Origin of the sequence: Pseudomonas hygromyciniae, assembly GCF_016925675.1 — a bacterium.
Classification (GTDB): Bacteria; Pseudomonadota; Gammaproteobacteria; order Pseudomonadales; family Pseudomonadaceae; genus Aquipseudomonas; species Aquipseudomonas hygromyciniae.
The window spans coordinates 1,577,972-1,604,116 of record NZ_CP070506.1; the positions used below are offsets into that span (position 1 = coordinate 1,577,972).

The window sequence follows — 26,145 nt, forward strand, 5'->3', positions numbered from 1 at the left end:
GGCGGTTGACTACGCAGGCAGCGCCAACGTTCCTCGACTGGACGCCTTGGAGTACGAGGCATACCCTTGTTGCCTTCTTGAAACCGCCTAAAGGACCCCGCCATGAGCCGCATTTTTGCAGACAACGCGCACTCCATCGGTAACACGCCCCTGGTTCAGATCAACCGCATCGCGCCCCGTGGTGTGACCATCCTGGCCAAGATCGAAGGGCGTAACCCTGGGTATTCGGTGAAGTGCCGGATCGGCGCGAACATGATCTGGGACGCGGAAAGCAGCGGAAAACTCAAGCCCGGCATGACCATCGTCGAGCCGACTTCAGGTAACACCGGGATTGGCCTGGCCTTTGTCGCCGCTGCCCGTGGCTACAAGTTGTTGCTGACCATGCCTGCGTCCATGAGCATCGAGCGACGCAAGGTGCTCAAGGCCCTGGGCGCCGAACTGGTGTTGACCGAGCCGGCCAAGGGCATGAAAGGCGCCATCGAAAAGGCCGGCGAAATCCTCGCCAGTGACCCGGCGACCTACTTTATGCCGGCCCAGTTCGACAACCCGGCCAACCCGGCCATCCATGAGAAAACCACTGGCCCGGAAATCTGGAACGACACCGATGGCGCCGTGGATGTGCTGGTAGCGGGTGTCGGCACGGGCGGGACCATCACCGGTGTGTCGCGTTACATCAAGAATACCGCGGGCAAACCGATCCTCTCGGTGGCCGTGGAGCCCATCAGCTCGCCGGTGATTACCCAGGCGTTGGCCGGTGAGGAAATCAAGCCCAGCCCCCACAAGATCCAGGGCATTGGCGCCGGTTTTGTGCCGAAGAACCTCGACTTGTCGATGGTCGACCGGGTGGAGTTGGTCAGTGACGAGGAGTCCAAGGCCATGGCCCGGCGCTTGATGCAGGAAGAAGGCATCCTGTGCGGGATTTCCTGTGGTGCGGCGATGGCCGTGGCCGTGCGTCTGGCCGAGAAACCGGAAATGCAGGGCAAGACCATCGTGGTGATCCTGCCGGACTCCGGCGAGCGTTACCTGTCGAGCATGCTATTTAGCGATCTGTTCACCGACCAGGAAAACCAGGCCTGACCCTGTAGGAGCGAGCTTGCTCGCGAAGACCCTGAGGGCGCCGCGTCTAACCAGAAGGCACGCGTACCGTTTTCATTCTTCCCCTGAATGCCCCTTGCAGACACGCTCGCTCCTACAGAAATCGGGTTGATCCAAATCAGCCCGGTTTTATGCCCTTTATGCATAATTGATTGCTCGCCGCGCGCCCTTTAAAACGTATTGTTGGATAACGCGGGTTTTTCCTCCGGCCTGGAGTGTTTATCATGGCCGGCTGCTATGTCGGGTTTCCCGCTGCCGGGAGGCTATTTCCAGGAGTTGCTGCATGACCTTTTCTTTGGCCGCCAAGCTGTCGGTGCTGCTGTTGTTTATCGGCAGTACGCTTTACGTGCATTTGCGCGGCAAGGCGCGTTTGCCGGTGCTGCGCCAGTTCGTCAACCATTCGGCGCTGTTCGCCCCGTATAACGCCTTGATGTACATCTTTTCGGCTGTGCCGTCCAAGCCTTACCTGGACCGCAGCAAGTTCCCGGAACTGGACGTGCTCAAGGACAACTGGGAAGTGATCCGCGACGAGGCCATGCATCTGTTCGACGAAGGCTATATCCGCGCCGCCGAGAAGAACAACGATGCCGGTTTCGGCTCGTTCTTCAAGAAGGGCTGGAAGCGCTTCTACCTCAAGTGGTACGACAAACCGCTGCCATCGGCCGAGTTGCTGTGCCCTAAAACCGTGGCCCTGGTCAGCAGCATCCCCAACGTCAAGGGCGCCATGTTTGCCCTGTTGCCGGGCGGCAGCCACCTCAATCCCCATCGCGACCCGTTCGCCGGGTCCCTGCGTTATCACTTGGGGTTGTCGACGCCCAACTCCGACGACTGCCGCATTTTCGTCGATGGCCAGATCTACGCCTGGCGCGATGGCGAAGATGTGATGTTCGACGAAACCTACGTGCACTGGGTGAAGAACGAAACCGAGAAGACCCGGGTGATTCTGTTCTGCGATATCGAGCGCCCCCTGAGCAACCGATTGATGACCCGTATCAACCGCTGGGTCAGTGCCCAGTTGGGCCGCGCGACTGCGCCACAGAACCTGGATGACGAGCGCGTGGGCGGGATCAACCAGGCCTATGCCTGGAGCAAGAGCTTCAGCGATCGCTTCAGTGGTGTGGTCAAGCAGTGGAAGCGCAAGCACCCCAAAGCCTATCGCGTCATGCGGCCGGTATTGGCGGCGGTGGTGGTGGGGGCGTTGGTGTATTGGTTGTTTGGCTGATACCTGAGCCTGAAATAAAAAACGCTCCTTGCTCAGGGTGTGTGAAAACCTAGCAATCTGCCGCAGGGTTTAAGAAAATGCCCGTATCGCAAGATACGGGCATTTTTCTTATGCGCTATATCCAAGGTGAAGACCGTACACAAGGCACTCTGTTTCCAGTCTCACTGGATGAGCTCATTCCCGAAGACCATCTGGTTCGGGTGATAGAGGCCTATATTTCCCTGCTGGACCTTGAGCAACTGGGGTTCGACAAAGCCGTTGCGAAAGCAACCGGACGGCCTTCGTACCACCCCGGCGACCTGCTCAAACTCTATCTCTACGGCTATTTCCAACAGGTTCGTTCCTCAAGGCGGTTGGAGGCTGAGTGCCAGCGCAACGTCGAGGTCATGTGGCTGTTGGGGCGACTGGCTCCGGACTTTAAAACCATCGCTGATTTTCACCGAGACAACAGTGCAGCGTTTGTCGCGACATGCCGCGCGTTTGTCCGGTTCTGTCGGGCTGCCGGCCTGATTGGGGGCGACCTGGTGGCTATCGACGGCAGTAAATTCCAGGCCGTAGCTTCGAATCGAAAACACATAACCCCCAGAAAGCTTCAGCAGCTGTCCCACCCAATCGAGCCGTAAATATTAAGGGTGGCGAAGAGCAATTATTTGATCGCACGCTCTTTGGTTACCACGAAGAAAGTGAGACCTACCAATGCTCCAACAACAAGGCTCTCACGCTTAAAGCCCTCAACAAAGGCGACCGGATTTACCATGCTGCCATCGATGAGTGCGCCGCTTGCCCGCTGAAAAGTCGGTGTACCAAGGCAGAACGCCGATACGTTACGCATCATGCCCACGAAGCCGTATTTGAGCGAATGGAACAGCGAATGAAGGCCAATCCCGACATGATGGTCAACCGACGATCTATCGTCGAACACCCGTTTGGAAATCTGAAGCAATGGGTTATGGGCAATGCCCGGTTCCTGCTTCGACAACTGAAAGGCACACGAACGGAAATGGCGCTGGCGATACAGGTGTACAACCTGAAAAGGGCCATAAATGATGGAGTTGATGGGCTGAAAAGCCCTTTTTTGTTATCCGAAACTGCAAAAGCAAATGCCCCGACAAGTCGGGGCATTTGCTTTTTACCGGCGTGGGCTGCGTTTTCACACAGCCTGTTGCTGGAGCGTTTTTTATGTCTGCAGTTACTTGCGTCCCGCTAGCACGCCTTGTGGTTCGTCGACCCCTTCCAGGAGCGCCCGGACAATACGTGGATCAACGACGGTTTGGCGCGTGTTGACACGATCCAAGGCGCGGAGTGCTTTTTTGCCCTTGGCAGATTTGCTGTCAATGAGACCTTTCATAGTGCCTCCAGTTGATCATTAATTAAGCGATTTCCTGATGCTAGGTGCAGGCCAGATCCTTTGCAAGCCTGCCCGACGCATCGAACACAAAACCGAGCTTTTCGTAGGTAGGGACCGCCCCTTGCACAGGTTCCTGTATTTCAATGGTCTTGCTGCCGACGATCTGCGCATAGTGTTCAACGGCCATGAGTGCGAGAGGTGCAATGTACCCGCGTAACGAGTGTGTGCCGCCCGGCCTGGCTTCCAGCCGTACAACTCGCATTCTTTTGCGGCTGTGGTTTGGGTTCGCGAAGCACAACCCGCAGAGTTCACGATCCGACCAGATCGATAAGTCAAAATACATCAGCTCCTTCGCTTTCCACTGTACGACGTCGTCCCATGAAAAGTGGCTGGATTCCCAAGTGTGATAAGCATTCAGTGCTGCCCCATCGATGGCTTCAAACCTGACTCTCTGTGGGTTGAAAGCGGTGTCGACATTCTGCCCTTGAGGTGTCGGCAGCCGGGCAAGTGTTGCACTGGCAAGGTTCCTGGTTTTGGATCTGTTTAGTTGATACCTGAGAAAGGTGTGTGGTCGTGGCATCGGCGCCCTTGAGTCATGAATAGTGGGGTTTTCGCAGCCTAGGCACTGATCGGTCGCCTGTCCTTACTGGCCTTTTGGCAAAGCCATTGCAAAGCGTGTCACCGGCTGGTTATAGTCGGCGCCAGGTGTTTCACCACACCTTTAATCCCTTCAAAAAAGATCAGCCCATGCCTGCTTCCCCACGCATAGCGGTAGTCGATTCAGCGGTCAACGCTGCGGTCGTGCCGTGTGGGAGCCAGCAGCCTGTGCAGATTAGTCATTACCCTCCACCTGTCAGTAGCACGCCGGTGTACGCAGTCGTATCACCGCCGGGCGTTGGCATTTCGGGCTGATCCGCAGATCACTGTTGCCCGTTGCCTGCCTGTACCGAACCTACTGAATTTCAGCCTTGGCTGAGTTGGCTTTTTGCCTGACTACAGGTGTTCATCATGTCTGTTCTTTCGAAACAATCCGTGGCCGCGGCGGCCTCGACGAGCCTGTTTGTTCTGCTGTGGAGCAGCGGGGCGATTTTCTCCAAGCTGGGCCTGGCTCATGCATCACCCTTTGCCTTCCTGTTGATCCGCTTTGCCATTGCCCTGGCGGGCCTGGTGGTGCTGGTACCGATCCTCAAGCTGCGGTTGCCGCGTCCGGGCAAACCACTGTGGTATGCGGTGGCCACCGGGCTGGTGCTGCTGGGGGCCTATCAGATTTTCTATCTGCTGGCCCTGGACTTGAAGATCACCCCTGGTGTGATGGCAACCATCATGGGCGTGCAACCGATCCTCACCGTGGTGTTGATGGAGCGCCAGCGTTCATGGCGTCGGATATTCGGCCTGGCGCTGGGGTTGGTGGGGCTGATCATGGTGGTGTACCAGGGCATCGGTCTGGCCGGCATGTCCCTGGCCGGCATGCTGTTTGGCTTGCTGGCGCTGGCGAGCATGACCCTGGGCTCGATCATGCAGAAGCGCATTACCGACAACCCGTTGGGCACCTTGCCAGTGCAGTACCTGGCAGGCTTGTTGTTGTGTGCGCTGTTCGTGCCGTTCCAGCCCTTTCATTTCGAGCACAGTAGCCGCTTTTACCTGCCGGTGCTGTGGATGGGGCTGGTGGTGTCACTGTTGGCGACGCTGTTGCTGTACCGCCTGATTGCACGGGGCAACCTGGTGAATGTCACCAGCCTGTTCTACCTGGTGCCAGCAGTGACTGCGGTGATGGACTACCTGATCTTTGGCAATCGGCTGGCGCTGCTGAGTGTGCTGGGGATGGGCTTGATCATCATCGGCTTGGTGTTCGTTTTCCGTAAAGCCTGATACCCCGTGTAGGCGCCGGCAAGCCGGCGCCTACACGGTTTTGATCAGTTTCCCTGGGCGTAGCACCAGCCACAGCGCCCCCGCGATCAACATCCCGCCATACAGATGGGCCATGGACAACGGCTCATCCAGCAGCAATGCGCCCCACAACACGCCGAATGGCGGAATCATGAAGGTGACGGTCATCGACTTTACCGGCCCGATGGATGTCAGCAAGCGGAAGTACAGGATGTAGGCAAACGCCGTACACAACAGCCCCAAACCGAGCAGCGACAACCACACATTCCAGCCACCCCAACTGGCGGGCGGATGGCTGATGGCGCTCCAGCCAAACCAGGGCAATAGAAACAATGTGGCACCGAGCATGCTGCCCAAGGCCGAAAGGCGGCTGTCCAGGCCTCCCTGTTGATCCAGCCAGCGGCGCGCCAGGAAGCCGGCGAAGCCGTAGCAGGTGGTCGCCAGCAGGCAGGCGAGGGCGCCCATCAGCAGTTCCAGGTCAAAGGCCACCGGCCCGGCCCGCGTGAGAATACCCACGCCGAACAGGCCCAGGCACACCCCGGCGATCTTCGAGGGGGTCAGCCGTTCATGGAAGAACAGCCCGCCGATCAACACGCCCATCAAGGGCGTGGTGGCGTTGAAAATGGCCGAGTAACCCGCCGGCAAGACCTGGGCCGCCACCGAATACATGGTCGCGGGGATCCCAGAGTTGATCACCCCCAGCAGCAGGACCGTCTTGAATTTGCCCTGGAAGTCCCAGCGCACCCTCAGCATCGCCAGGATCACCAGCAACCCGGCGGCGGCAATTGACACCCGGAAAAATGCTGTAGGAATCGTGCCGATCTCGGGGGCGATAATCCGCATGAACAGAAAGCTCGCGCCCCAGATGGCGGCCAGTACCAGCAGGTACAGGGTGTCGACAGGTCTCACGGACAACTCCTTTTTAATCACGGCGAGAGTGTTGCCCAGGGACCTGCCTGACACAATCTTTTACGTATCAACTACACAATAAACCGCGTCACCAAACCATTGAGGTCCACCGCCAGGCGCGATAGCTCTTGGCTGGCGGCCGAGGTCTGGGTCGCACCGGCAGCGGTCTGGGTCGACAGGTCGCGGATGTTCACCAGGCTACGATCCACCTCCCGGGCCACCGACGCCTGTTGCTCGGCGGCGCTGGCGATCACCAGGTTGCGCTGGTTGATCTGCGAAATGGCGGCGGTGATTTTTTCCAGGGCGCTGCCTGCGCTGTTGGCCCGTTGCAACGTCTGGCTGGCGTGCTCGGCGCTGCTGGTGAGTGCGCCGACCGTGTCCTGAGTGCCTTGCTGGATACCGGTGATCATCTGCTCGATTTCTTCGGTGGAGTCCTGAGTCCGTTGTGCCAGGGAGCGGACCTCGTCGGCCACCACCGCAAAGCCCCGCCCGGCCTCGCCGGCGCGGGCGGCTTCAATGGCGGCGTTAAGCGCCAGCAGGTTGGTCTGCCCGGCAATCCCGCGTATCACTTCCAGCACCTTACTGATGTCTTGCGCCTGCACCGCCAGGCCCTCGGCCTTGCCCGAGGCGTCGAGCACCTCGTTGACCAGGCTCTGGATCGAGCTGATGGTTTCGCTGATCTGATAATGCCCGTGCTTGCTGTCTTCATCGGACGCCTGGGACGCTTCGGCGCTGGAGACTGCATTGCCCGCCACCTCATCCACCGCCGCGCTCATTTGCGTGACGGCGGTGGCGGCCTGCTCGATTTCATCGTTCTGGGCTTGCAGGCCGCGAGTGCTTTGCTCCATCACCGAACTCATCTCTTCGGCCGCCGAGGCCAATTGCTGGGCGGATTCACTGATGCCGCGAATGGTCGCCTGCAACTGCTCCTGCATGCTGGCCAGGGCGCCCAGCAACTGTGCCGGTTCGTCCTTGCCCTGCACCTGGATCGACTGGCTCAGGTCGCCGGCGGCAATCGTACGTGCCGCGCGCAACGCCTGCGCCAGGGGCGTGGTGATGCTGCGGGTCAACAGCCAGGCCAGTAGCAACGTCGCGATCAGGGCGACTGCGATGATGACGCCGACGATCCACTTTGCACTCTGATACACCTGCGCCGCCGATTGCGCCGCATCCTCCACACCTTGCTGGTTGAAGTCGATCAATGCGTCCAGGCTCCGGCTGAGGATCGCGCCCTGGGGCGTCAACTTGTCGGTGAGCAAGGTCAGGGCCTGCATCTGGTCATCCTGGTCCACCCGCTGGATCAATTGGTCGACGATGGTCATATAGCCCGACACGATGGCCTTGAGCTGGTCGAGTAGCTGGCGCTCCTGATCATTGCTCAGCAGGGCCAGGTGCTTGTCCAGGCGCTCCTGCAACTGCCCGCGCTCCTTGCCGATCAAGCCTTTGCTGCGCTCGCGCACGGCCGACTCATCGGTGGTCAACAAGCGCAGCGCCTCCAGGCGGATCACCGCGACGTTGGCGGCGCTGTCGTGGATGTTCTCGATGCTCGGCATCCAGGTCGTCTCAATGATCGCAGCACTTTCGCGCAGTTTGGCCATCTGCCCCAGACCAAACAACCCAACCAGCACCAGCAGGCCGGCCAATACCGCAAAACTCAGACTGGCGCGTAGACCGATTCCCATATTCCTCAATGACATTGCAATGCTCCTTGGGCGATTTAAATCCATTCCCAAGCCGGTCTTTTGACCTTGTTATCAGGGAAGAGGGCGGCTGTATAGCAAAGTGCCATCATTGAGGTAATCAGGGTTTCCCTTACGTTGGATCCAAACGGCTACAAGGCCGTAAAACCCACGCCGGCATGGGTTACTCCCTCCTTTGGCGCCAGCGCCCGGCTTTTGCGGCCTTCAGATGAATCGATTAATCAGCACGACGTGACTTTTGGGGTGTTTTATTGACCGGATGGTCGAATTAAAAAATCGTAAATAATTGTTTGCGGCGTACCCATCCGCGTGGCGTCGCCTGGCAAAAATTGTACTTCTCCTGCTTGCGGACTCTGGCTAATCTCAGGGCTTCCGAACGCCCGCAGAGGTCTCCGACATGCCGCAGCAAACGCCTGCCATCGACACCGCGCAGTCCATCGCACAGACGATCCTCGATGGCTTTGACGATTACCGTGAGCATTTTCGCCAGATCACCGACGGCGCCCGCGAGCGCTTCGAGAAGGCCCAGTGGCAAGAGGCGCAAACCGCCTCGGCGGCGCGGATCAACCTGTATGAAGAAAAGGTTGGCGAAGTCACCACGCGCCTGCGGGCAACCTTCGACGAAGGCGCGTTGCTGGATATCAAGTCCTGGCCACTGGTCAAGAGCGCCTACATCAACCTGATCGACCTGCGGTTTGACGATGAGCTGTCCGAGACCTGGTACAACTCGATCTTTTGCGGGCTGTTCAGCCACGACCTGATCAGCGACGGCTGCATGTTCATCCATACCACTCGCCCGAGCCTGCGTCGCGCCCGCGCCGCGCAAACCCGCACCTACAAGCCCCAGGGCCAACTGGCGGGCATGCTCGAGCAGATTTTCAGCGACTACCGCTTCAGCGAACCCTACGCCGACCTGGCCGCCGACCTGCAGCGCCTCGAAGCGCAACTGCGCGAGAGCCTGCCGGATTGGGTCTGCAAGGACCCTGACCTCAACGTCGAACTGTTTTCTTCGGTGCTCTATCGCAACAAAGGCGCGTACCTGGTGGGCCGTCTCTATACCCGCGATGAACAATGGCCGCTGGTGATTCCGCTGTTGCACCGCGAAGGGCAGGGGATTCGCATCGACGCGCTGATCACCGACGAAGCCGATGTGTCGATCATCTTCTCGTTCACCCGATCCTATTTCATGGTGGATGTGCCGGTACCGGCGGAATTCATCGGCTTTCTCAAACGCATCCTGCCGGGCAAGCACATCGCCGAGCTGTACACCTCCATCGGCTTCTACAAACACGGCAAGTCGGAGTTCTACCGGGCGTTGATCAACCACCTGGCCAGCACCGACGACCAGTTCATCATGGCCCCGGGCGTGCGGGGGATGGTCATGAGCGTGTTCACCCTGCCGGGGTTCAACACGGTATTCAAAATCATCAAGGACCGCTTCTCGCCGTCGAAAAACGTCAACCGTGCGACGGTGATCGAGAAGTACCGCCTGGTCAAAAGTGTCGACCGGGTCGGGCGCATGGCCGATACCCAGGAGTTCGCCGACTTCCGTTTCCCGTTGAGCAAATTCGAGCCGCAATGCCTGGCCGAATTGCTGGAAGTGGCTGCGGGCACGGTCGAGGTGGAAGGTGACACGGTCCTGATTCGTCACTGCTGGACCGAACGGCGCATGACCCCGCTCAACCTCTACCTGGAAAACGCCAACGAGGCCCAGGTGCGCGAAGCCCTCGAAGATTACGGCCTGGCAATCAAACAGCTGGCGGCGGCGAACATCTTTCCCGGCGACATGCTGCTGAAGAACTTTGGCGTCACCCGCCATGGTCGCGTGGTGTTCTACGACTATGACGAGATCTGCTTCCTCACCGAAGCCAACTTCCGCCATATCCCGGCGCCGCGTACCCCGGAAGATGAAATGGCCTCCGAGCCCTGGTATTCCATCGGCCCGCTGGACGTGTTCCCCGAGGAATTCCCGCCGTTCCTGTTTGCCGATGCCGGGCAACGGCGCTTGTTCGATGAGTTGCACGGTGAGCTGTACAACGCTGATTACTGGAAAGGCCTGCAAGAGGCGATTCGGGCGGGCAAAGTGATTGATGTGTTCCCGTATCGGCGCAAGGGCCTGGATAACGAATAAGGGCACTAATCCCTGTAGGAGCGGGCTTGCCCGCGATAGCGGTGGGGCAGGCAACATTGATGCAGGCAGTGCCGCCGTCATCGCAGCCTCGCTGGGGCTCGACAGCTCCTACAGGTGATTTACGCAGCCTTTAACGTTGTGTGCGCTTTTCTGCCACAATTGCCGGCCGTGCATAAATAGACGACCTGCAAAGTACCTGATGACTGACCAAGCGCCTGCTATCGACCAACTCCTGAAAAACCTCGATCACGCCATGCTCGCCGACCGCCACCGCTTGCGCCGGCAGTTGCTTGAGCTGCGCAAGAAGCCCGATGAGGAGAAGCTGGCGCAGTGGGTGGCGCGCATGCAGGCGTCCTGTGCCCAGGTCACGGCGCGGGCTGCCAGCGTGCCGCAGGTTCGTTATGACGACAGCCTGCCCATCGCCGCCAAGCGCGATGAAATCAAGGCTGCGCTGCAAAAGCACCAGGTGTTGATCATCGCGGGCGAGACCGGTTCGGGTAAAACCACGCAGTTGCCGAAGATCTGCCTGGAAATCGGTCGCGGCCAGTACGGTTTGATCGGCCATACCCAGCCCCGGCGTATCGCTGCGCGGAGTGTGGCGAGCCGGGTCGCGGAAGAATTGGCCACGCCGCTGGGAGCATTGGTCGGCTATCAGGTGCGGTTCGAGGACCAGAGCGACTCCAACACCCTGATCAAGCTGATGACCGACGGCATCCTGCTGGCCGAGACCCAGAACGACCGCTACCTCGAGCGCTACGACACGATCATCGTCGACGAAGCCCACGAGCGCAGCCTGAACATCGACTTCCTGCTCGGCTATCTGAAGACCCTGCTGCCACGTCGCCCGGACCTCAAAGTCATCATCACGTCGGCCACCATCGACCTGGAGCGCTTCTCCAAGCACTTCGACGATGCGCCGATTGTCGAGGTCTCGGGGCGTACGTTCCCGGTGGAAACCTGGTACCGCCCACTGACCCTGGAACAGGACGAAGAGGGCAACCGCGTCGAAGACGACTTGACCGTGGACCAGGCGATCCTCGCCACCCTTGATGAAATCGCCGCCTTTGAACGCAGCGAGCGCAAGAGCCCGGGGGATGTGCTGGTGTTCCTGCCCGGTGAGCGCGAGATTCGCGATGCCGCCGATATGCTGCGCAAGGCCCAGCTCAAGCACACGGAAATCCTGCCGTTGTACGCGCGCCTGTCGCCGGCCGAACAGCAGCGCATTTTCCAGTCCCATCCGGGGCGGCGCGTGGTGCTGGCGACCAACGTCGCGGAAACCTCGCTGACCGTGCCGGGCATCCGCTATGTGATCGACAGTGGCACCGCCCGCATCAGCCGCTACAGCTACCGCGCCAAGGTCCAGCGCCTGCCGATCGAGGCGATTTCCCAGGCCAGCGCCAACCAGCGTAAAGGCCGTTGCGGTCGAGTCGAGCCGGGCATTTGCGTGCGTCTGTACAGCGAAGAAGATTTTATCGGGCGCCCGGAATTTACCGATCCGGAAATCCTGCGCACCAACCTGGCCGCAGTGATCCTGCAAATGCTGCACCTGCGCCTGGGCGAAATCACCGACTTCCCGTTTATCGAGCCACCAGATGGCAAGGCCATCAGCGACGGCTTCAACCTGCTGCAGGAACTCTCGGCGGTGGACCGCAACAGCCAATTGACGCCCCTGGGCCGGCAACTGGCGCGCCTGCCGGTGGACCCGCGCATGGGCCGCATGTTGCTGGAAGCGGCTAAGCTCGGCAGTTTGCAGGAAGTGCTGATCGTTGCCAGTGCCATGTCGATCCAGGACCCGCGCGAGCGCCCACCGGAGCGCCAGCAAGCGGCGGACCAGGCCCACGCGCAATGGAAGGATCCCGATTCGGACTTCGCCGGGTTGGTCAATCTGTGGCGCGGCTTTGAAGAGCAGCGCCAAGAATTGACCGCCAGCCCGTTGCGCAACTGGTGCCGCAAGAACTTCCTCAACTACCTGCGCTTGCGCGAGTGGCGTGATTCCCACCGCCAGTTGAGCCTGATCTGCCGTGACATGCAGTTGACGGTCAACAAGGAGCCGGCGGATTTCCCGAAACTGCACAAGGCGGTGTTGTCCGGCCTGCTGAGCCAGATCGGCCAGAAGACCGAAGATGGCGACTATCTGGGGGCCCGTCAGCGGCGCTTCTGGATTCACCCGTCGTCGGGGATCGGCAAGAAGCGCCCGCAATGGTTGATGACCGCCGAGCTGGTGGAAACCACCAAGTTGTATGCGCGCATGGTGGCCAAGATCGATGCCGATTGGATCGAGCCCCTGGCCGGGCACTTGATCAAGAAAAACCACTTCGAACCCCATTGGGAGAAGAAGCGCGGCCAAGTCGTGGCCTTCGAGCAGATCACCCTGTTCGGCCTGATTGTGGTGGGGCGTCGGCCAGTGCATTACGGCCCGGTGGACCCGGTGGTGTCCCGCGAGCTGTTTATCCGTGAAGGCCTGGTGCGTGGTGAGATCCAGTCCCGGGCCAAGTGCCTGGCCGCCAACCAGCAGTTGCTGGAGCAACTGGACGAACTGGAAGCCAAGGCCCGGCGCCGCGATATCCTGGCCGACGAAGAAACCCTGTACGCGTTCTATGACGCGCGCCTGCCGGCGGAGATCCACCAGACGGCGACCTTCGACAGTTGGTACAAGATCACCAGCCAGAAAGACCCGCAACTGCTGATCATGCGCGAAGAAGACGTGCTGGCCCGCGAGGCCAGTGAAGTCACCGCCGCCCATTACCCGGACACCTTGCACCTGGGTGATCTAGCCCTGGCCTTGAGTTATCACTTTGAACCCAATCACCCGCGTGACGGCGTGACCTTGCGCGTGCCGGCGCCGCTGTTGCCGGCCTTGCCCGCCGAGCGCCTGGAGTGGCTGGTGCCGGGGCTGATCGAAGCCAAGTGCATCGCCCTGGTGCGCAATCTGCCCAAGGCCCTGCGCAAGAACTTCGTGCCGGTGCCGGACTTCGTCAAGGCTGCGCTGCAACGTATCGAATTTGCCCAGGGCTCGCTGCCCCAGGCGCTGGGGCGCGAGCTGCTGCGCATGACCGGTGCGCGGGTCAGTGACGAAGCCTGGAGCGAAGCTGCGCAGCAGGTGGAAAACCATCTGAAAATGAACCTGGAAGTGGTGGACGCCCAGGGCAAATTCCTCGGCGAGGGCCGCGATCTGGCAGCGCTGACTGCGCGCTTTGTCGAAGCCAGTCAGGCCGCCCTGGCGGTGCCGCAGACTGCCAAAAGCCAGCTGCCGGTGGAAGCCAAAGTCTTCGCCGCCGTGGCCGAAACCACTCAGCAAAAGATTGCCGGGTTGTCGATGACGGTGTATCCGGCTTTGGTGGAGGAAAACGGTACAGTCAAGGAAGGGCGTTTCTCCACCGCCGCCGAAGCCGAGTTCCAGCATCGCCGGGCCTTGCAACGGCTGTTGATGCAGCAACTGGCAGAGCCGGCAAAATTCCTGCGCGGCAAACTGCCGGGTCTGACAGAGCTGGGGCTGATGTACCGCGAGTTGGGGCGTATCGACGCCCTGGTGGAAGACATTTTGTTGGCCAGCCTCGACAGCTGCGTGCTGGAAGGCGAGGCCAGCCTGCCGAGGGATGGCGCGGGCCTGGCAGCCCTGGCCGAACGCAAACGTGGCAGTTGGACCGAACACGCCGAACGCCTGGCGCGCCTGACCCTTGAAGTGTTGAAACTGTGGCATGGCCTGCAAAAGCGCTTCAAAGGCAAGATCGACCTGGCCCAGGCCGTGGCACTCAACGATATCAAGCAGCAACTGAGCAACCTGGTGTACCCAGGCTTTGTGCGCGAAACCCCGGCGCAATGGTTCAAGGAGTTGCCGCGTTATCTCAAGGCCATCGAACTGCGCCTGGAAAAACTGCCCAGCCAGGTGCAGAAGGATCGGGTCTGGAGTGGCGAGTTGAGCGGCCTGTGGAGCCAGTACCAGACGCGGCTGAACAAGCACACCCAGGAAGGCAAGCGCGATCCGCAGCTGGAGCTTTACCGCTGGTGGCTGGAGGAATACCGGGTGTCGTTGTTTGCCCAGCAGTTGGGCACCAAGGCACCGATTTCCGACAAGCGCTTGAGCAAACAGTGGAGTCAGGTCGAGCCTTGACCTGCAATACCGGGGGCAGGTGCACGCGTGACAGGCGCCAAACCCCCCGGTTTATGGCAAACTTCGCCGCTATAAATGCCAGGATCGTCTAGATTGGCTGTATCAGCCTCGACGCGCCGGGACAAAGCGTTTACCCGTTTGATGTCCGCGCGGCGGACTCGAGCGACTTACGGTTTGGTACGAAGGTACCAATCCCTTCTGCCTGAACAGATTTAGAGGAACGACCGTGCATAACGTCGTCATCAGCGGCACAGGCCTGTACACCCCGGCCAACAGCATCTCCAACGAAGAGCTGGTGCAGTCTTTCAATGCTTACGTTCAACAGTTCAATGCCGACAACGCCGTGGCTATCGAGCAGGGTGACGTTCAGGCGTTGACCGAATCCAGCGCCGCCTTTATCGAAAAGGCTTCGGGCATCAAGAGCCGGTTTGTCATGGACAAGGAAGGCATTCTTGATCCCACGCGCATGACCCCGCGCTTGCCCGAGCGCTCCAACGACGAGTGGTCGATCCTCTGCCAGATGGCCGTGGGCGCCGCCGAGCAAGCCCTGCAGCGTGCCGGCAAGACCGCCGCCGATATCGACGGGGTGATCGTTGCCTGCTCCAACCTGCAGCGGGCCTATCCGGCCATCGCCATCGAAGTCCAGGAAGCCCTGGGCATCCAAGGGTTCGGTTTTGACATGAACGTGGCCTGTTCTTCGGCGACCTTCGGCATTCAGAACGCCTGCAACAGCATCCAGCTGGGCCAGGCCCGGGCGATCCTGATGGTCAACCCGGAGATCTGCACCGGCCACCTGAATTTCCGTGACCGTGACAGCCACTTCATCTTTGGCGATGCGGCGACCGCCGTGATTCTGGAGCGTGCCGACCTGGCCACTTCCGAGCACCAGTTCGACGTTGTCAGCACCAAGTTGCTGACCAAGTTCTCCAATACCATCCGCAACAACTTCGGCTTTCTCAACCGCGCTGCGGAAGAGGGCATTGGTGCGCCAGATAAACTTTTCGTGCAGGAAGGCCGCAAAGTCTTCCGTGATGTCTGCCCGATGGTTGCCGAGTTGATCGGCCAGCACCTGCTTGAAAACCAGTTGAGCGTGACCGACGTGAAGCGCTTCTGGCTGCACCAGGCCAACCTGAGCATGAACCACCTGATCGTCAAGAAACTGCTGGGCCGTGAAGCCGAGATCGAAGAGGCACCGGTGATCCTCGATACCTACGCCAACACCAGCTCGGCGGGTTCGGTGATCGCATTCCACACCTACCAGGACGACCTGCCCAAGGGCGCGCTGGCGGTACTCAGCTCGTTTGGCGCCGGGTATTCGATTGGTAGCGTGATCCTGCGCAAGCGCTGATTGAGGACTGTTGTGCAGAGGGGCTTGTCGTGGCAATGAGGGGCTTGTTGTGGCGAGGGGGCTTGTCCCCCGCTGGGCTGCGCAGCAGCCCCAATAAAGCCCACTGAGTAGTGTCAGGCAGACCGAGGGGCTGGTTTTGGGGCTGCTGCGCAGCCCAGCGGGGGACAAGCCCCCTCGCCACAACGGACGCCCTCAACACAGTGAGATTCTGAATGGCAGCAGCCGACGACGCGCACCTGCTTGAACGCCTGCTCAAGGGCGAGCAGCGGGCCTATAAAGAATTAGTCACCCAGTATCAGAGCGCCATGCGTGCGGTGGCCTACGCCATCGTTGGCCAGCGCCACGCTGACGAAGTGGTCCAGGACGCCTGGCTTTCGGTGGTGCGCAGCCTCGCCAAGTTTGAAGGCCGCTCCAGCCTCAAGACCTGGCTGCTGACCATCACCGCCAACTCGGCCAAGGGTCGCTACAAGCAGAACCGCCGGGAAGTGTTGCTCGACGACTTGCCGTCGCCCCACGGGACCATTGGTGACGATCGCTTTGCCGCTGGCGATGAGCATTGGCTGGTCGCGCCATTTGCCTGGCACCAGGACACCCCCGAGGCGCTGCTCACCGAAAACGAGCTGCGTGAGTGCCTGGAGCACACGCTGCTCAGTCTTTCCGAGCTGCAAAGCAGCGTGCTGCTGCTGCGCGAGCGCCAGGGCCTGGAGTTGGAGGAGATTTGTAATCTTCTGGAAATCTCGCTCTCCAATGTGCGAGTACTGCTGCATCGGGCGCGGCTAAAAGTCTTCGCTACGGTGGAGCATTTCGAGGAAACCGGTGAATGTTGACCTGCAAAGAACAAGTGGCGCGTTCCAGCGATTATCTCGATGGGCAACTGACCTTTCGTGAGCGCCTGCTGATGCGCCATCACCTGATGTTCTGTGCCAATTGCCGGCGCTTCATTCGCCAGATGCGGCTGATACAAGCCACGTTGCACATCCTGCCCGAACCCGAGGTGCCGGATGCCGAAGGGTTGGCCGAACGCCTGGCCGCGGAGCGCAAACGCAACTCCTGACCCAGAGCCTTCTGCGCAACCCAACGCCCGCGACGTCGCCGTCGCGGGCTTTTTTTGTGTCGACGAAAAGCTCTGTGCGGAAAAACATTGCAGGTTTGTAAGTTTTTTTCACCTTTTTTTCACCTGACATTTCTCGTACTTTTTCCGCTCAAGCCCACGCCGGCTATAGCTTTGCGCTTATTCCCAGTGGTTGTAAGAAAGTTCCCTTGTAATAAAATATTTATCTTCCAGCAACTTGCCTGAAATATCCCCTCGCCAAGATCCCCTCCCAACACCAGCGGGGCAGAACCCGTGTGTTTTCCAACGCAAAAGACCACCAATTAGGGGAATTCTTCGATGATCCGTAAGCACTTCGCCGGTTTCGCGGCCAGCGCCCTGGCCCTGGCCGTTACCGCCCAGGCTTTCGCTGGTACTGTCACTACTGACGGCGCCGATATCGTTGTCAAAACCAAGGGCGGCCTTGAGGTTGCTACTACCGACCAGAACTTCAGCTTCAAGCTGGGTGGTCGCCTGCAAGCCGATTACGGCTCATTTGACGGCTTCTACACCAAGAACGGTGACTCGGGCGACGCCGCTTACTTCCGTCGCGCCTTCCTGGAACTGGGTGGCACCGTCTACAAGGATTTCAAATACCAGCTCAACTACGACTTCTCCCACAACTCGGGTAACTCCGACGACGGCTACTTCGACGAAGCGTCCATGTCCTATGTGGGCTTCAAGCCAGTAACCATTCGTGTCGGTCGTTTTGACCCGGATTTCGGTCTGGAAAAAGCCACCAGCTCCAAGTGGATCACCGCCATGGAGCGTAACTCGGCTTACGAGGTTGCGGACTGGGTCAACACCCACGAAAACGGCATGGGCATCCAGGTCAGCGGCACTGCGGCTGACATGTTCTACGGCTCGGCCAGCCTGGCCTCCAAGGACATCAACGACGAAGACGGCAAGGGCGTGAAGCAATTCAACGGCCGTATCGTGTTGGCACCGATGAACAAAGGCGGCGACGTCCTGCACTTCGGCTTGAACGTGGCGGCACGTGATCTGAACGATGCAGCCTTTGACTCGCGGATTCGTCCTCGTCTCGGCGCTCGTGGCGTGGCCACCACCGGTGGTAACGATGCCGGCTCCAACGGCAACCGCGCTACCTTCGGCGGCGGTGTGGGCTTGAACGCCAGCAACCTGACCGCAGTCGGCGCCTATGACACCGACACCGTGTTCGGTGGTGAGTTTGCCTTCGCAACCGGCCCATTCTCGGTGCAGGCTGAAGCCCTGAGCCGCAAGATGAAAGCTGACAGCAATGCCTACCAGGACGTGAAAACCAGCGGTTTCTACGGCCAACTGGCGTACACCCTGACCGGCGAGTCCCGTGCCTACAAACTCGACGGCGGCAAGTTCGACGCGATCAAGCCCGAGAACAAGCAATTCGGCGCCTGGGAAGTGTTCTACCGCTACGACAGCATCAAGGTTGACGACAAGAACATCGTGGTCAGCAGCGCTACCCGCGAAACCGGTGACGCCAAGGCCAACGTGAACACCCTGGGTGTGAACTGGTACGCCAACGAAGCGGTCAAGCTGTCGCTGAACTACAGCAAGGTCAGCACCGACAAGATCACCAACGCCAATGGCGATGACAGCGGTGATTCCATCGTCGGTCGTGTGCAGTACGTGTTCTAAGCAACGGTAATACCGCTCCAACGCGCTCTTTCTTCATCCGTTAAAGCGCGATCCTCTTTTTCACCCCGCCATTTGGCGGGGTTTTTTTTTGCTGCCCGCGTGGGTGGCGGGTTCTGTCAGAATGGCCTGAATATCGTGAGTGAGCGTTTACCGTCGGGGAATGGCATGCCGTTGAAACGTTTGAATAGCCTGTCCGAAATATCGCCTGATGAATGGAACGCGCTGGTCCCCGAGGATCAGCCGTTTCTGCGCCATGCTTTTCTCAGTGCGCTGGAGGACAGTGCCAGCCTTGGCCGGCATTCTGGCTGGCAGCCGGAGCACTTGCTGCATTACGAGGGTGAGCGGCTGGTCGCGGCACTGCCTAGCTATCGCAAATGGCACTCCTATGGCGAATACGTGTTTGACCATGGCTGGGCGGACGCCTGCGCGCGCGCCGGCATCGATTACTACCCCAAGCTGCTGACAGCCGTGCCCTTCAGCCCGGTCAGCGGGCCACGCCTGCTGGCGGCCAATGGCGCGGATGGCCTGGAGCTGCTCCAGAGCCTGCCGGGTTATCTGGAGATCGAAGGGCTTTCCAGTGCCCACATCAACTTCACCGATACCATGGCCGACGCGGCCTTGGGCCAGCAACCTGACTGGCTGGAACGTCTGGGTTGCCAGTTCCACTGGCAGAACCGTGGTTATCGCGACTTTCAGGACTTCCTCGACGCCCTGAGTTCGCGCAAGCGCAAACAGATGCGCAAGGAGCGCGAGCAAGTAGCGGGGCAGGGGATCGAGTTCGAGTGGCTGCAAGGCCATGAGCTGAGCGAGGCTCAGTGGGATTTTGTCTACGCTTGCTACGCCAACACCTACGCCGTGCGCCGGCAGTCGCCGTACCTGACGCGGGCGTTTTTCAGCCTGTTGGCCGAACGCATGCCGCAGGCGATACGGGTGGTGCTGGCCAAGCAAGAGGCGCGGCCGGTGGCCATGGCGTTCAGTCTGGTCGGCGGTGACAGCCTATATGGCCGCTACTGGGGCTGCCTGGGCGAGTTCGACCGGCTGCATTTCGAGACTTGCTTCTATCAAGGCATGGACTACGCGATCGCCAATGGCCTGCAGCGTTTCGATGCGGGCGCCCAGGGCGAGCACAAGTTGATCCGTGGGTTTGAACCGGTGATTACCCATTCCTGGCATTACTTGCGCCATCCGGGCTTGAAAACCGCCGTGGCGGATTTCCTTGAGCGTGAGCGGGTAGGGATTCTGGCGTATGCCGAAGAGGCGCGCTCGGCGTTGCCGTATCGGCAGCAATAACGCTCAGGGAATTCAACCTGTTCCCCTGTAGGAGCGAGCTTGCTCGCGAAGAACTCAAGTACACCGCGTTCATTCTGGATAAACGCGGCGCCCTCAGGTTTTTCGCGAGCAAGCTCGCTCCTACAGGGTGGATCAGGCGGTTTGTTCCTTGCCCAACCAACGGTAGGTGATACCACCGATCACCGCGCCAAGGATCGGCGCCAGCCAGAACAGCCACAGTTGCTGGATCGCCCAGCCGCCGACAATCAACGCAGGGCCGGTGCTGCGGGCCGGGTTGACCGAGGTGTTGGTGACCGGGATGGAGATCAGGTGGATCAGCGTCAGCCCCAGGCCAATGGCGATGGGTGCCAAACCCGCCGGGGCACGACGGTCAGTGGCGCCGAGGATGATCAGCAGGAACATCGCGGTCATCACCAGTTCGGTGACAAACCCCGCCGCCATTGAATACCCACCTGGCGAATGCTCACCGTAGCCGTTTGACGCTAGCCCTGAAGCCAGTTCAAAACCCGGTTTGCCGCTGGCAATGAAGTACAGCAACGCTGCTGCCACCACGCCGCCAATGACTTGCGCAACGATATACGCAGGCAGCTCCTTGACCGGAAACCGGCCGCCGACAACCAGGCCCACGGTGACTGCCGGGTTGAGGTGACAGCCGCTGATATGGCCAATGGCAAACGCCATCGTCAGGACGGTCAGTCCAAATGCCAGGGAGACCCCCAGTAGACCAATTCCGACATCGGGGAACGCTGCGGCCAGAACCGCACTCCCGCAACCACCCAGCACCAGCCAAAACGTACCTAGCCCTTCTGTAACGGAACGTTTGAACAGAGACATGAACGCGTCCTTCTAAATCAACTGGTCGGTGAGGCTTCCCTGCAGTCTGATGTCAGAGCCCTCCCTGGGCCCTGATTGCAGTACAGCAGGATTGTGATACACGGCCAGTGAGATAGAAAAAACTGTCAGAATTGTTCGGAATTGATAACGCGGTTAGTAGTCCAGAATCAGTCGATACCGACGAATCCTCCGGTCTGGTGCTGCCACAATCGTGAGTACAGGCCACCGTGTGCCAGCAATTGGGCGTGGCTGCCTGTCTCGGCGATCTGGCCTTTTTCCAGGACCACCAACCTGTCCATTCGAGCAATCGTGGACAGGCGGTGGGCGATGGCGATGACCGTCTTGCCTTGCATCAGGGTTTCCAGGCTTTCCTGGATGGCCGCTTCCACTTCCGAGTCCAGGGCCGAAGTCGCTTCGTCCATGATCAGGATCGGCGCGTCCTTGAGCAGGACCCGGGCGATGGCGATGCGTTGGCGTTGCCCGCCGGAGAGTTTCACCCCGCGCTCACCCACATGGGCGTCCAGGCCGATGCGGCCCTCGGAGTCCGACAGCAGCGGGATAAATTCATCGGCACGCGCCTTGCGTATGGCTTCCCAAAGTTCTTGGTCGGTGGCGTCGGGCTTGCCATACAGCAGGTTGTCGCGGATCGAGCGGTGCAGCAGCGAGGTGTCCTGGGTAATCATGCCGATGTGTTCGCGCAGGCTTTCCTGGGCTACTTCGGCGATGTTCTGGCCGTCGATCAGGATGCGCCCGCCTTGCAGGTCGTAGAGGCGCAGCAGCAGGTTGACCAGGGTCGACTTGCCGGCACCGGAAGGGCCGATCAGACCGATCTTTTCCCCTGGCTTGATCACCAGGTTCAGGCCACCGATGATGCCGCTGCTCTTGCCGTAGTGGAAATCCACCTGTTCAAAGCGCACTTCGCCGTGGGGCACATGCAGGCGCGGGGCGTTTTCGCGGTCGATCACCGCCAGTGGCTGGGCGATGGTTTTCAGGCCGTCCTGGACCATGCCGATGTTCTCGAAAATGCCGTTGACCACCCACATGATCCAACCCGACATATTGACGATGCGGATCACCAGGCCGGTGGCCAGGGCAATGGCGCCCACCGAGATCAGCGACTGCGTCCACAGCCACAGGGCCAGGCCGGTGGTGGTGACGATCAGCAGGCCGTTCATGCTGGTGATCACCACGTCCATGCTGGTGACTACGCGGCTGGCCAACTGGGTTTTTTCGGTCTGCTCGATGATCGCTTCCTTGGCGTACTCCTGCTCGGACTGGGTGTGGGCGAACAGCTTCAAGGTGGTGATATTGGTGTAGCCATCGACGATGCGCCCCATCAATTTGGAGCGCGCCTCGGAGGAAATCACCGAGCGTTCCTTGACCCGTGGCACGAAGTAGCGCAGCGCCAGGCTGTAGGCAATGATCCAGGTGACCAGCGGGATCATCAGGCGCCAGTCGGCCTCGGCAAACAGCACCAGGGAGCTGATGGCGTAGATCGCCACGTGCCAGATGGCATCGACAGCGGCGACGGCTGAGTCGCGCAGCGAGTTGCCGGTTTGCATGATGCGCTGGGCAATGCGCCCGGCAAAATCGTTCTGGAAGAAGTTCAGGCTCTGCTTGAGCACGTAACTGTGGTTCTGCCAGCGGATCAGGCTGGTCATGCCGGGGCTGATGGTCTGGTGCACCAGCAGGTCGTGCAAGGCGCCGAAGATCGGGCGCAGCAGCAGGGCGACCACTGCCATCCAGATCAACTCGGTGGCATGGGTCTGGAAGAAATTGGCCGGCGGCGTGCCTTGGGCCAGGTCGATGATGCGGCTCAGGTAGCTGAACAGCGCCACTTCGATCAGCGCGCCAATCAGGCCCACCACCAGCAGCGCGGCAAAGCACGGCCACACCTGGCGCAGGTAATAGAGGTAGAAGGGCAGGACCTTATCGGGCGGTGCCGCGCTGGGAGCGTCGCGGAAGATATCGATCAGTTGTTCAAAACGACGATAGAGCATTAGGTCTGACGCCCGCTGGGCGGGCTCTCCTTTTCAAATACACGCGCCGCCTTGTGGGCGGCGCGTGGAACTCCCTGTGGACCTTAGTCGATGCGCTTGGCCGACTTGATCAGGACAGGATCGATAGGCACGTTTTGCATGCCTTGCTTAGTAGTGGTTTGCGAGTTGACGATGATATCGACCACGTCCATGCCCTTGACCACTTTGGCAAATACCGCGTAGCCAGCATCACGGCCCGGGTCGAGGAAGGCGTTGTCGGCCACGTTGATGAAGAACTGGCTGGTGGCCGAGTTTGGGTCGTTGGTACGTGCCATGGACAAGGTGCCACGCACGTTGTGCAGGCCGTTGCTGGCTTCGTTCTTGATCGGCGCTTCAGTAGGCTTTTGCGACATTTGTTGGGTGAATCCGCCACCTTGCACCATAAAGCCCGGGATCACCCGGTGAAAAATGGTGTTGGTGTAGAAGCCCTTGTCGACATAGGCCAGGAAGTTCTTGGTACTGATCGGCGCCTTGACCGGATCCAGCTCGATTTCGATCTCGCCATTGGTAGTGGTGATCAATACGTGTGGTGCCTTGGCCGGCGTGGCCGCCATCAGGTTGGCAGCAAACAGCACAGAACCGGCAAAAACGGCGATTTTTTTCAGCATGGGTCAGTGATCCTGGGAAGTGGTTTCGACTGTCTTGAGAAAATCGAGCAGGGTTGTATTGAAGGTTTCGGGTTGGTCCAGCGGTGTGGCGTGGCGCGAATCTTCGATCACCACCAACCGCGCATCGGGCAGCAGTTTTACATAGATTTGTTTCTGTGCCACCGGGGTGTAGTCATGGTCGGCGCTGATGACCAGGGTTGGACAGGTGATTTTCGAAAGTCGTTCCTGCACGCCCCAGCCCACAATCGCGTCGAAGCTTTTGAGGTAAGCACGTTTGTCGTTTCTTGCCCAGCGCTCGGCCATCTTGCGCCGCAGGTCGGCCTGTTCGGGTTTGGGGAACAGCCTGTCACCGAGGGCCTTGCCGATGGTCTTCAAGCTCAGCACACGTGCCAGGCTCCAGCGCTTGGCCCATTGCCAATAGTCATCGGCGCTGCGCACCTTGACCTCGGGCGCGCTGTTGACGATACACAAGCTCTTGAGTAGCTGCGGTTGGTCGACCGCCAGTTGAAAGGCGATCATCCCGCCCATCGACAGGCCCACCACATGGGCGGCGGGCAGTTGCAGGTGTTCGATCAAGGCCACCAGGTCGGCGGTAAAACCTTCGATGCTGTAGCGCTCCCGAGGCTTGTCGGAGCGGCCGTGACCGCGCACATCCAGCAGCACCAAGCGGTAATGCCGGGACAATACCGGTATTTGCAGTTCCCAATCCTGGCAACTGGAGCCCAGGCCGTGGATCAGGATCAGCGGCTCGCCGTGGCCATATTCCTCGTAATGCAGGGTGCAACCTTCATGTTCGAAATAGGCCATGGGTGAACTCCGTTTCAGGCTTGCCGGGGGGCGGCAAAGGGTGCGTCCAGTGGTGCGGTGTCGAAGGTGCGCAGCAGTTCGACGAGAATCTGCGTGGCCGGGCCCAGGGGCTTGTCCTTGTTCGAGTACAGGTAGAACGTCGGGTGGCGGCTGCCGCCTTGCTCCAGGGGCAGTTGCTTGAGTACGCCTTCTTTAAGCTCGCGCTCGATCATGTGCCGCGGCAGCCAGGCAAACCCCCAGGCCGCTGCCGACGAACGTAGCGGCAGTGGCCAGGCTGCCCACGGTCCAGCGCTGTTCGGCGCCGAGCCAGCCGACGTCCCGTGGTTGCTGGCGCCCGGAGTCGCGGATCACCACTTGCATCTGGCTTTCCAGGTCCTGGAAGCTCAATTCGCGGTTAAGCCGGTGCAGCGGATGTTCGGGGTGGGCCACGGCGACAAATTCCACATCGCTCATTTCCGTGCCCAGGTAGCCAGGAATGCTGAAGCCGCTGATCGCCAGGTCGGCGACGCCTTCAATCAGCAGTTCCTCGACACCCGACAGCACTTCTTCACGCAGGCGCACGCGGCAGCCACGGCTTTGCGGCATAAAGGCGGTGAGGGCGCGCACCAGGCGAGCGTTGGGGTAGGCGGCATCGACCACCAGGCGCACTTCGGCCTCCCAACCTTGTTCCATATGATGGGCCAGGTCTTCCAACTGGCTGGCATTTTTCACCAGTTGGCGGGAGCGGCGCAGCAGCACTTCGCCGGCCTCGGTGAGCACGGCCTTGCGCCCGTCGATGCGCAGCAGGGGCACGCCCAACTGGTCTTGCATGCGGGCTACGGTGTAGCTCACCGAGGATTGCGAGCGGTGCAGTACTTCGGCCGCCTGGGCGAAGCCACCATGGTCGACCACGGCTTGCAACGTGCGCCATTGATCAAGGGTCACGCGGGGCGCTTTCAAGATGAGCTCCTCTTGTCCTAAGCTGGCGGTCCTTATTGGAGACTGCCGAATGAGAAAATTCTGTTGTGTAGTGCTGGCACTGTTGCCGCTGAGCGCGTTTGCCTATCCGATCGACGTGTCAAAATCGATCAAGGGGGTGAGCATCGATTACAAGGCGTCCGATGTGGACAGTGAGATCAGCTCCATCGAACTCATTAACTTCGGCAGCAACGACGCTGCGTGCAGGGTCGCATTTACCAATGGTCCGGAGCCTGCGCGGGTACGCAATGTCACGGTTCCCGCCGGCAAAAGCACCAACACCACGGTCAAGTTCAGCCGCGCGATTATCAAGATGCGCATCAAACTGACCTGCGAGCCCAAATAACGCAGAAGCGGGGCACGGCCACCGGCAGGCTCCGCTTATAAACAACTTAATAGATGGGTTATAGCAGTTTTTTACGCTTTTTTATCGAATGGGCTCTGTTTAACCTTCACTCCATCGACTTACAGCAATTACAGATGGAGCCTACAAAGCCATGTCCAATGTTCTGATCATCGAAAGCAGCGCCCGCCAACAGGATTCCATCTCCCGCCAGTTGACCCAACAGTTCATCAGCCAATGGCAGGCCGCCCACCCAGCCGATCAGATCAGCGTGCGCGACCTGGCAGTCAACCCGGTACCGCACCTGGACGCCAACCTGTTGGGCGGTTGGATGAAGCCGGTCGAGCAGCGCAATGCCGATGAGCAGGCTTCCCTGGACCGTTCCAACCAACTGACCGAAGAACTGCTGGCCGCCGATGTGCTGGTAATGGCCGCGCCGATGTACAACTTTGCCATCCCCAGCACCCTCAAAGCCTGGCTTGACCATGTATTGCGGGCCGGCGTGACGTTCAAGTACACCGCCACCGGGCCCCAAGGTCTGCTGACCGGCAAGCGCGCCTTTGTGTTGACCGCCCGCGGCGGTATCCACACCGGCGCGAGCAGCGATCACCAGGAACCGTATCTGCGCCAGGTCATGGGTTTTATCGGTATCCATGACGTCACCTTCATTCATGCCGAAGGGGTGAACCTGGGGGGGGACTTCCAGGAAAAGGGTATGAACCACGCCAAGGCCCTGCTGGCACAGGTTGCCTGACGCGTTAATCGCCAGATAATCGCGCGGTGTTTATATA

At 60.0% G+C, this 26,145-nt stretch carries 20 protein-coding genes and 3 pseudogenes; 13 read left to right on the plus strand and 10 right to left on the minus strand.

Going from position 1 to position 26,145, the window contains the following annotated elements; all coding sequences use genetic code 11:
- The first annotated feature begins 102 nt into the window (after positions 1–102).
- From cysK to JTY93_RS06975, 3 genes and pseudogenes are all read left to right on the plus strand, one after another.
- A complete protein-coding gene (gene cysK / locus JTY93_RS06965; protein ID WP_205476263.1) occupies positions 103–1,077 on the plus strand; it encodes a cysteine synthase A in 975 nt (324 codons plus the stop codon).
- 301 nt (positions 1,078–1,378) lie between these two features.
- On the plus strand, positions 1,379–2,317 hold the full coding sequence (locus JTY93_RS06970) for an aspartyl/asparaginyl beta-hydroxylase domain-containing protein (protein WP_029292350.1): 939 nt from the start codon (positions 1,379–1,381) through the stop codon (positions 2,315–2,317).
- A 110-nt stretch (positions 2,318–2,427) separates the two neighbouring features.
- Positions 2,428–3,362: pseudogene (locus tag JTY93_RS06975) on the plus strand (transposase); the annotation flags it as partial.
- 144 nt (positions 3,363–3,506) lie between these two features.
- Here the strand turns inward: JTY93_RS06975 and JTY93_RS06980 are convergent.
- Together JTY93_RS06980 and JTY93_RS06985 are read right to left on the minus strand one after the other, a co-directional pair.
- Positions 3,507–3,665, minus strand: coding sequence for a hypothetical protein (locus tag JTY93_RS06980; protein ID WP_205476264.1), 159 nt, complete (start codon positions 3,663–3,665; stop codon positions 3,507–3,509).
- Between the two features lie 40 nt (positions 3,666–3,705).
- The gene (locus JTY93_RS06985; RefSeq protein WP_205476265.1) at positions 3,706–4,245 is read right to left on the minus strand and encodes a hypothetical protein; all 540 of its coding nucleotides are present in this window, start codon (positions 4,243–4,245) and stop codon (positions 3,706–3,708) included.
- A gap of 428 nt (positions 4,246–4,673) precedes the next feature.
- On the opposite strand from JTY93_RS06985, the gene JTY93_RS06990 reads away from it, so the two are divergent.
- The gene (locus JTY93_RS06990) at positions 4,674–5,534 is read left to right on the plus strand and encodes a DMT family transporter (RefSeq protein WP_205476266.1); all 861 of its coding nucleotides are present in this window, start codon (positions 4,674–4,676) and stop codon (positions 5,532–5,534) included.
- A 30-nt stretch (positions 5,535–5,564) separates the two neighbouring features.
- Here the strand turns inward: JTY93_RS06990 and JTY93_RS06995 are convergent, their stop codons facing one another.
- From JTY93_RS06995 to JTY93_RS29890, 3 genes and pseudogenes are all read right to left on the minus strand, one after another.
- A complete protein-coding gene (locus tag JTY93_RS06995; protein ID WP_169993440.1) occupies positions 5,565–6,461 on the minus strand; it encodes a DMT family transporter in 897 nt (298 codons plus the stop codon).
- A 71-nt stretch (positions 6,462–6,532) separates the two neighbouring features.
- A complete protein-coding gene (locus tag JTY93_RS29885; RefSeq protein WP_375373151.1) occupies positions 6,533–7,396 on the minus strand; it encodes a methyl-accepting chemotaxis protein in 864 nt (287 codons plus the stop codon).
- Between the two features lie 39 nt (positions 7,397–7,435).
- Positions 7,436–8,188: pseudogene (locus tag JTY93_RS29890) on the minus strand (MCP four helix bundle domain-containing protein); the annotation flags it as partial.
- Between the two features lie 370 nt (positions 8,189–8,558).
- On the opposite strand from JTY93_RS29890, the gene aceK reads away from it, so the two are divergent.
- The 7 genes from aceK to JTY93_RS07035 all read left to right on the plus strand — a co-directional run bounded on the left by aceK (position 8,559) and on the right by JTY93_RS07035 (position 19,766).
- A complete protein-coding gene (gene aceK, locus JTY93_RS07005) occupies positions 8,559–10,292 on the plus strand; it encodes a bifunctional isocitrate dehydrogenase kinase/phosphatase (protein ID WP_205477307.1) in 1,734 nt (577 codons plus the stop codon).
- A 199-nt stretch (positions 10,293–10,491) separates the two neighbouring features.
- On the plus strand, positions 10,492–14,403 hold the full coding sequence (gene hrpA, locus JTY93_RS07010; RefSeq protein ID WP_205477308.1) for an ATP-dependent RNA helicase HrpA: 3,912 nt from the start codon (positions 10,492–10,494) through the stop codon (positions 14,401–14,403).
- A gap of 226 nt (positions 14,404–14,629) precedes the next feature.
- Positions 14,630–15,751 (plus strand): beta-ketoacyl-ACP synthase III, encoded by a 1,122-nt coding sequence (locus JTY93_RS07015; RefSeq protein WP_205477309.1) that lies wholly within the window; start codon positions 14,630–14,632, stop codon positions 15,749–15,751.
- Between the two features lie 212 nt (positions 15,752–15,963).
- Positions 15,964–16,578 (plus strand): RNA polymerase sigma factor, encoded by a 615-nt coding sequence (locus JTY93_RS07020; protein WP_205477310.1) that lies wholly within the window; start codon positions 15,964–15,966, stop codon positions 16,576–16,578.
- Positions 16,572–16,805 carry an anti-sigma factor family protein gene (locus JTY93_RS07025; RefSeq protein ID WP_205477311.1) on the plus strand — a complete coding sequence of 78 codons (234 nt, stop codon included), beginning with the start codon at positions 16,572–16,574 and terminating at the stop codon, positions 16,803–16,805. The genes JTY93_RS07020 and JTY93_RS07025 overlap by 7 nt, the downstream gene beginning before the upstream one ends.
- A 336-nt stretch (positions 16,806–17,141) precedes the next feature.
- Positions 17,142–18,476 carry an OprO/OprP family phosphate-selective porin gene (locus tag JTY93_RS07030; protein ID WP_205477312.1) on the plus strand — a complete coding sequence of 445 codons (1,335 nt, stop codon included), beginning with the start codon at positions 17,142–17,144 and terminating at the stop codon, positions 18,474–18,476.
- 165 nt (positions 18,477–18,641) lie between these two features.
- Positions 18,642–19,766, plus strand: coding sequence for a GNAT family N-acetyltransferase (locus JTY93_RS07035; protein WP_205477313.1), 1,125 nt, complete (start codon positions 18,642–18,644; stop codon positions 19,764–19,766).
- Between the two features lie 132 nt (positions 19,767–19,898).
- Here JTY93_RS07035 and aqpZ read toward each other — a convergent pair whose 3' ends face one another.
- The 5 genes and pseudogenes from aqpZ to JTY93_RS07060 all read right to left on the minus strand — a co-directional run bounded on the left by aqpZ (position 19,899) and on the right by JTY93_RS07060 (position 24,993).
- On the minus strand, positions 19,899–20,600 hold the full coding sequence (gene aqpZ / locus JTY93_RS07040) for an aquaporin Z (RefSeq protein WP_169993424.1): 702 nt from the start codon (positions 20,598–20,600) through the stop codon (positions 19,899–19,901).
- 167 nt (positions 20,601–20,767) lie between these two features.
- Positions 20,768–22,600 carry an ABC transporter ATP-binding protein gene (locus JTY93_RS07045; RefSeq protein ID WP_205477314.1) on the minus strand — a complete coding sequence of 611 codons (1,833 nt, stop codon included), beginning with the start codon at positions 22,598–22,600 and terminating at the stop codon, positions 20,768–20,770.
- 83 nt (positions 22,601–22,683) lie between these two features.
- Positions 22,684–23,247 (minus strand): peptidylprolyl isomerase, encoded by a 564-nt coding sequence (locus tag JTY93_RS07050; protein WP_205477315.1) that lies wholly within the window; start codon positions 23,245–23,247, stop codon positions 22,684–22,686.
- 3 nt (positions 23,248–23,250) lie between these two features.
- On the minus strand, positions 23,251–24,054 hold the full coding sequence (locus JTY93_RS07055) for an alpha/beta fold hydrolase (protein ID WP_205477316.1): 804 nt from the start codon (positions 24,052–24,054) through the stop codon (positions 23,251–23,253).
- Between the two features lie 14 nt (positions 24,055–24,068).
- Positions 24,069–24,993: pseudogene (locus JTY93_RS07060) on the minus strand (PA3225 family LysR-type transcriptional regulator).
- A gap of 49 nt (positions 24,994–25,042) precedes the next feature.
- Here JTY93_RS07060 and JTY93_RS07065 point away from each other — a divergent pair.
- Both JTY93_RS07065 and JTY93_RS07070 read left to right on the plus strand, forming a co-directional pair.
- Positions 25,043–25,357 carry a 3-phosphoglycerate kinase gene (locus JTY93_RS07065; protein ID WP_205477318.1) on the plus strand — a complete coding sequence of 105 codons (315 nt, stop codon included), beginning with the start codon at positions 25,043–25,045 and terminating at the stop codon, positions 25,355–25,357.
- Positions 25,358–25,508: 151 nt separating this feature from the next.
- A complete protein-coding gene (locus JTY93_RS07070) occupies positions 25,509–26,108 on the plus strand; it encodes an FMN-dependent NADH-azoreductase (protein ID WP_205477319.1) in 600 nt (199 codons plus the stop codon).
- The last annotated feature ends 37 nt before the right edge of the window (positions 26,109–26,145 follow it).

What these genes read in the sequence shown, in the direction of transcription:
- hrpA (WP_205477308.1), top strand. Translation starts at nt 10,492, where the DNA reads ATGACTGACCAAGCGCCTGCTATCGACCAACTCCTGAAAAACCTCGAT.
- JTY93_RS29885 (WP_375373151.1), bottom strand. Translation starts at nt 7,396, where the DNA reads ATGCAGGAGCAGTTGCAGGCGACCATTCGCGGCATCAGTGAATCCGCC.
- JTY93_RS07030 (WP_205477312.1), top strand. Translation starts at nt 17,142, where the DNA reads ATGATCCGTAAGCACTTCGCCGGTTTCGCGGCCAGCGCCCTGGCCCTG.
- JTY93_RS07050 (WP_205477315.1), bottom strand. Translation starts at nt 23,247, where the DNA reads ATGCTGAAAAAAATCGCCGTTTTTGCCGGTTCTGTGCTGTTTGCTGCC.
- JTY93_RS07035 (WP_205477313.1), top strand. Translation starts at nt 18,642, where the DNA reads ATGCCGTTGAAACGTTTGAATAGCCTGTCCGAAATATCGCCTGATGAA.
- JTY93_RS07070 (WP_205477319.1), top strand. Translation starts at nt 25,509, where the DNA reads ATGTCCAATGTTCTGATCATCGAAAGCAGCGCCCGCCAACAGGATTCC.
- JTY93_RS07055 (WP_205477316.1), bottom strand. Translation starts at nt 24,054, where the DNA reads ATGGCCTATTTCGAACATGAAGGTTGCACCCTGCATTACGAGGAATAT.
- JTY93_RS07065 (WP_205477318.1), top strand. Translation starts at nt 25,043, where the DNA reads ATGAGAAAATTCTGTTGTGTAGTGCTGGCACTGTTGCCGCTGAGCGCG.
- cysK (WP_205476263.1), top strand. Translation starts at nt 103, where the DNA reads ATGAGCCGCATTTTTGCAGACAACGCGCACTCCATCGGTAACACGCCC.
- JTY93_RS07020 (WP_205477310.1), top strand. Translation starts at nt 15,964, where the DNA reads ATGGCAGCAGCCGACGACGCGCACCTGCTTGAACGCCTGCTCAAGGGC.
- JTY93_RS06985 (WP_205476265.1), bottom strand. Translation starts at nt 4,245, where the DNA reads ATGCCACGACCACACACCTTTCTCAGGTATCAACTAAACAGATCCAAA.
- JTY93_RS06980 (WP_205476264.1), bottom strand. Translation starts at nt 3,665, where the DNA reads ATGAAAGGTCTCATTGACAGCAAATCTGCCAAGGGCAAAAAAGCACTC.
- JTY93_RS07025 (WP_205477311.1), top strand. Translation starts at nt 16,572, where the DNA reads ATGTTGACCTGCAAAGAACAAGTGGCGCGTTCCAGCGATTATCTCGAT.
- aceK (WP_205477307.1), top strand. Translation starts at nt 8,559, where the DNA reads ATGCCGCAGCAAACGCCTGCCATCGACACCGCGCAGTCCATCGCACAG.
- aqpZ (WP_169993424.1), bottom strand. Translation starts at nt 20,600, where the DNA reads ATGTCTCTGTTCAAACGTTCCGTTACAGAAGGGCTAGGTACGTTTTGG.
- JTY93_RS06970 (WP_029292350.1), top strand. Translation starts at nt 1,379, where the DNA reads ATGACCTTTTCTTTGGCCGCCAAGCTGTCGGTGCTGCTGTTGTTTATC.
- JTY93_RS06990 (WP_205476266.1), top strand. Translation starts at nt 4,674, where the DNA reads ATGTCTGTTCTTTCGAAACAATCCGTGGCCGCGGCGGCCTCGACGAGC.
- JTY93_RS07045 (WP_205477314.1), bottom strand. Translation starts at nt 22,600, where the DNA reads ATGCTCTATCGTCGTTTTGAACAACTGATCGATATCTTCCGCGACGCT.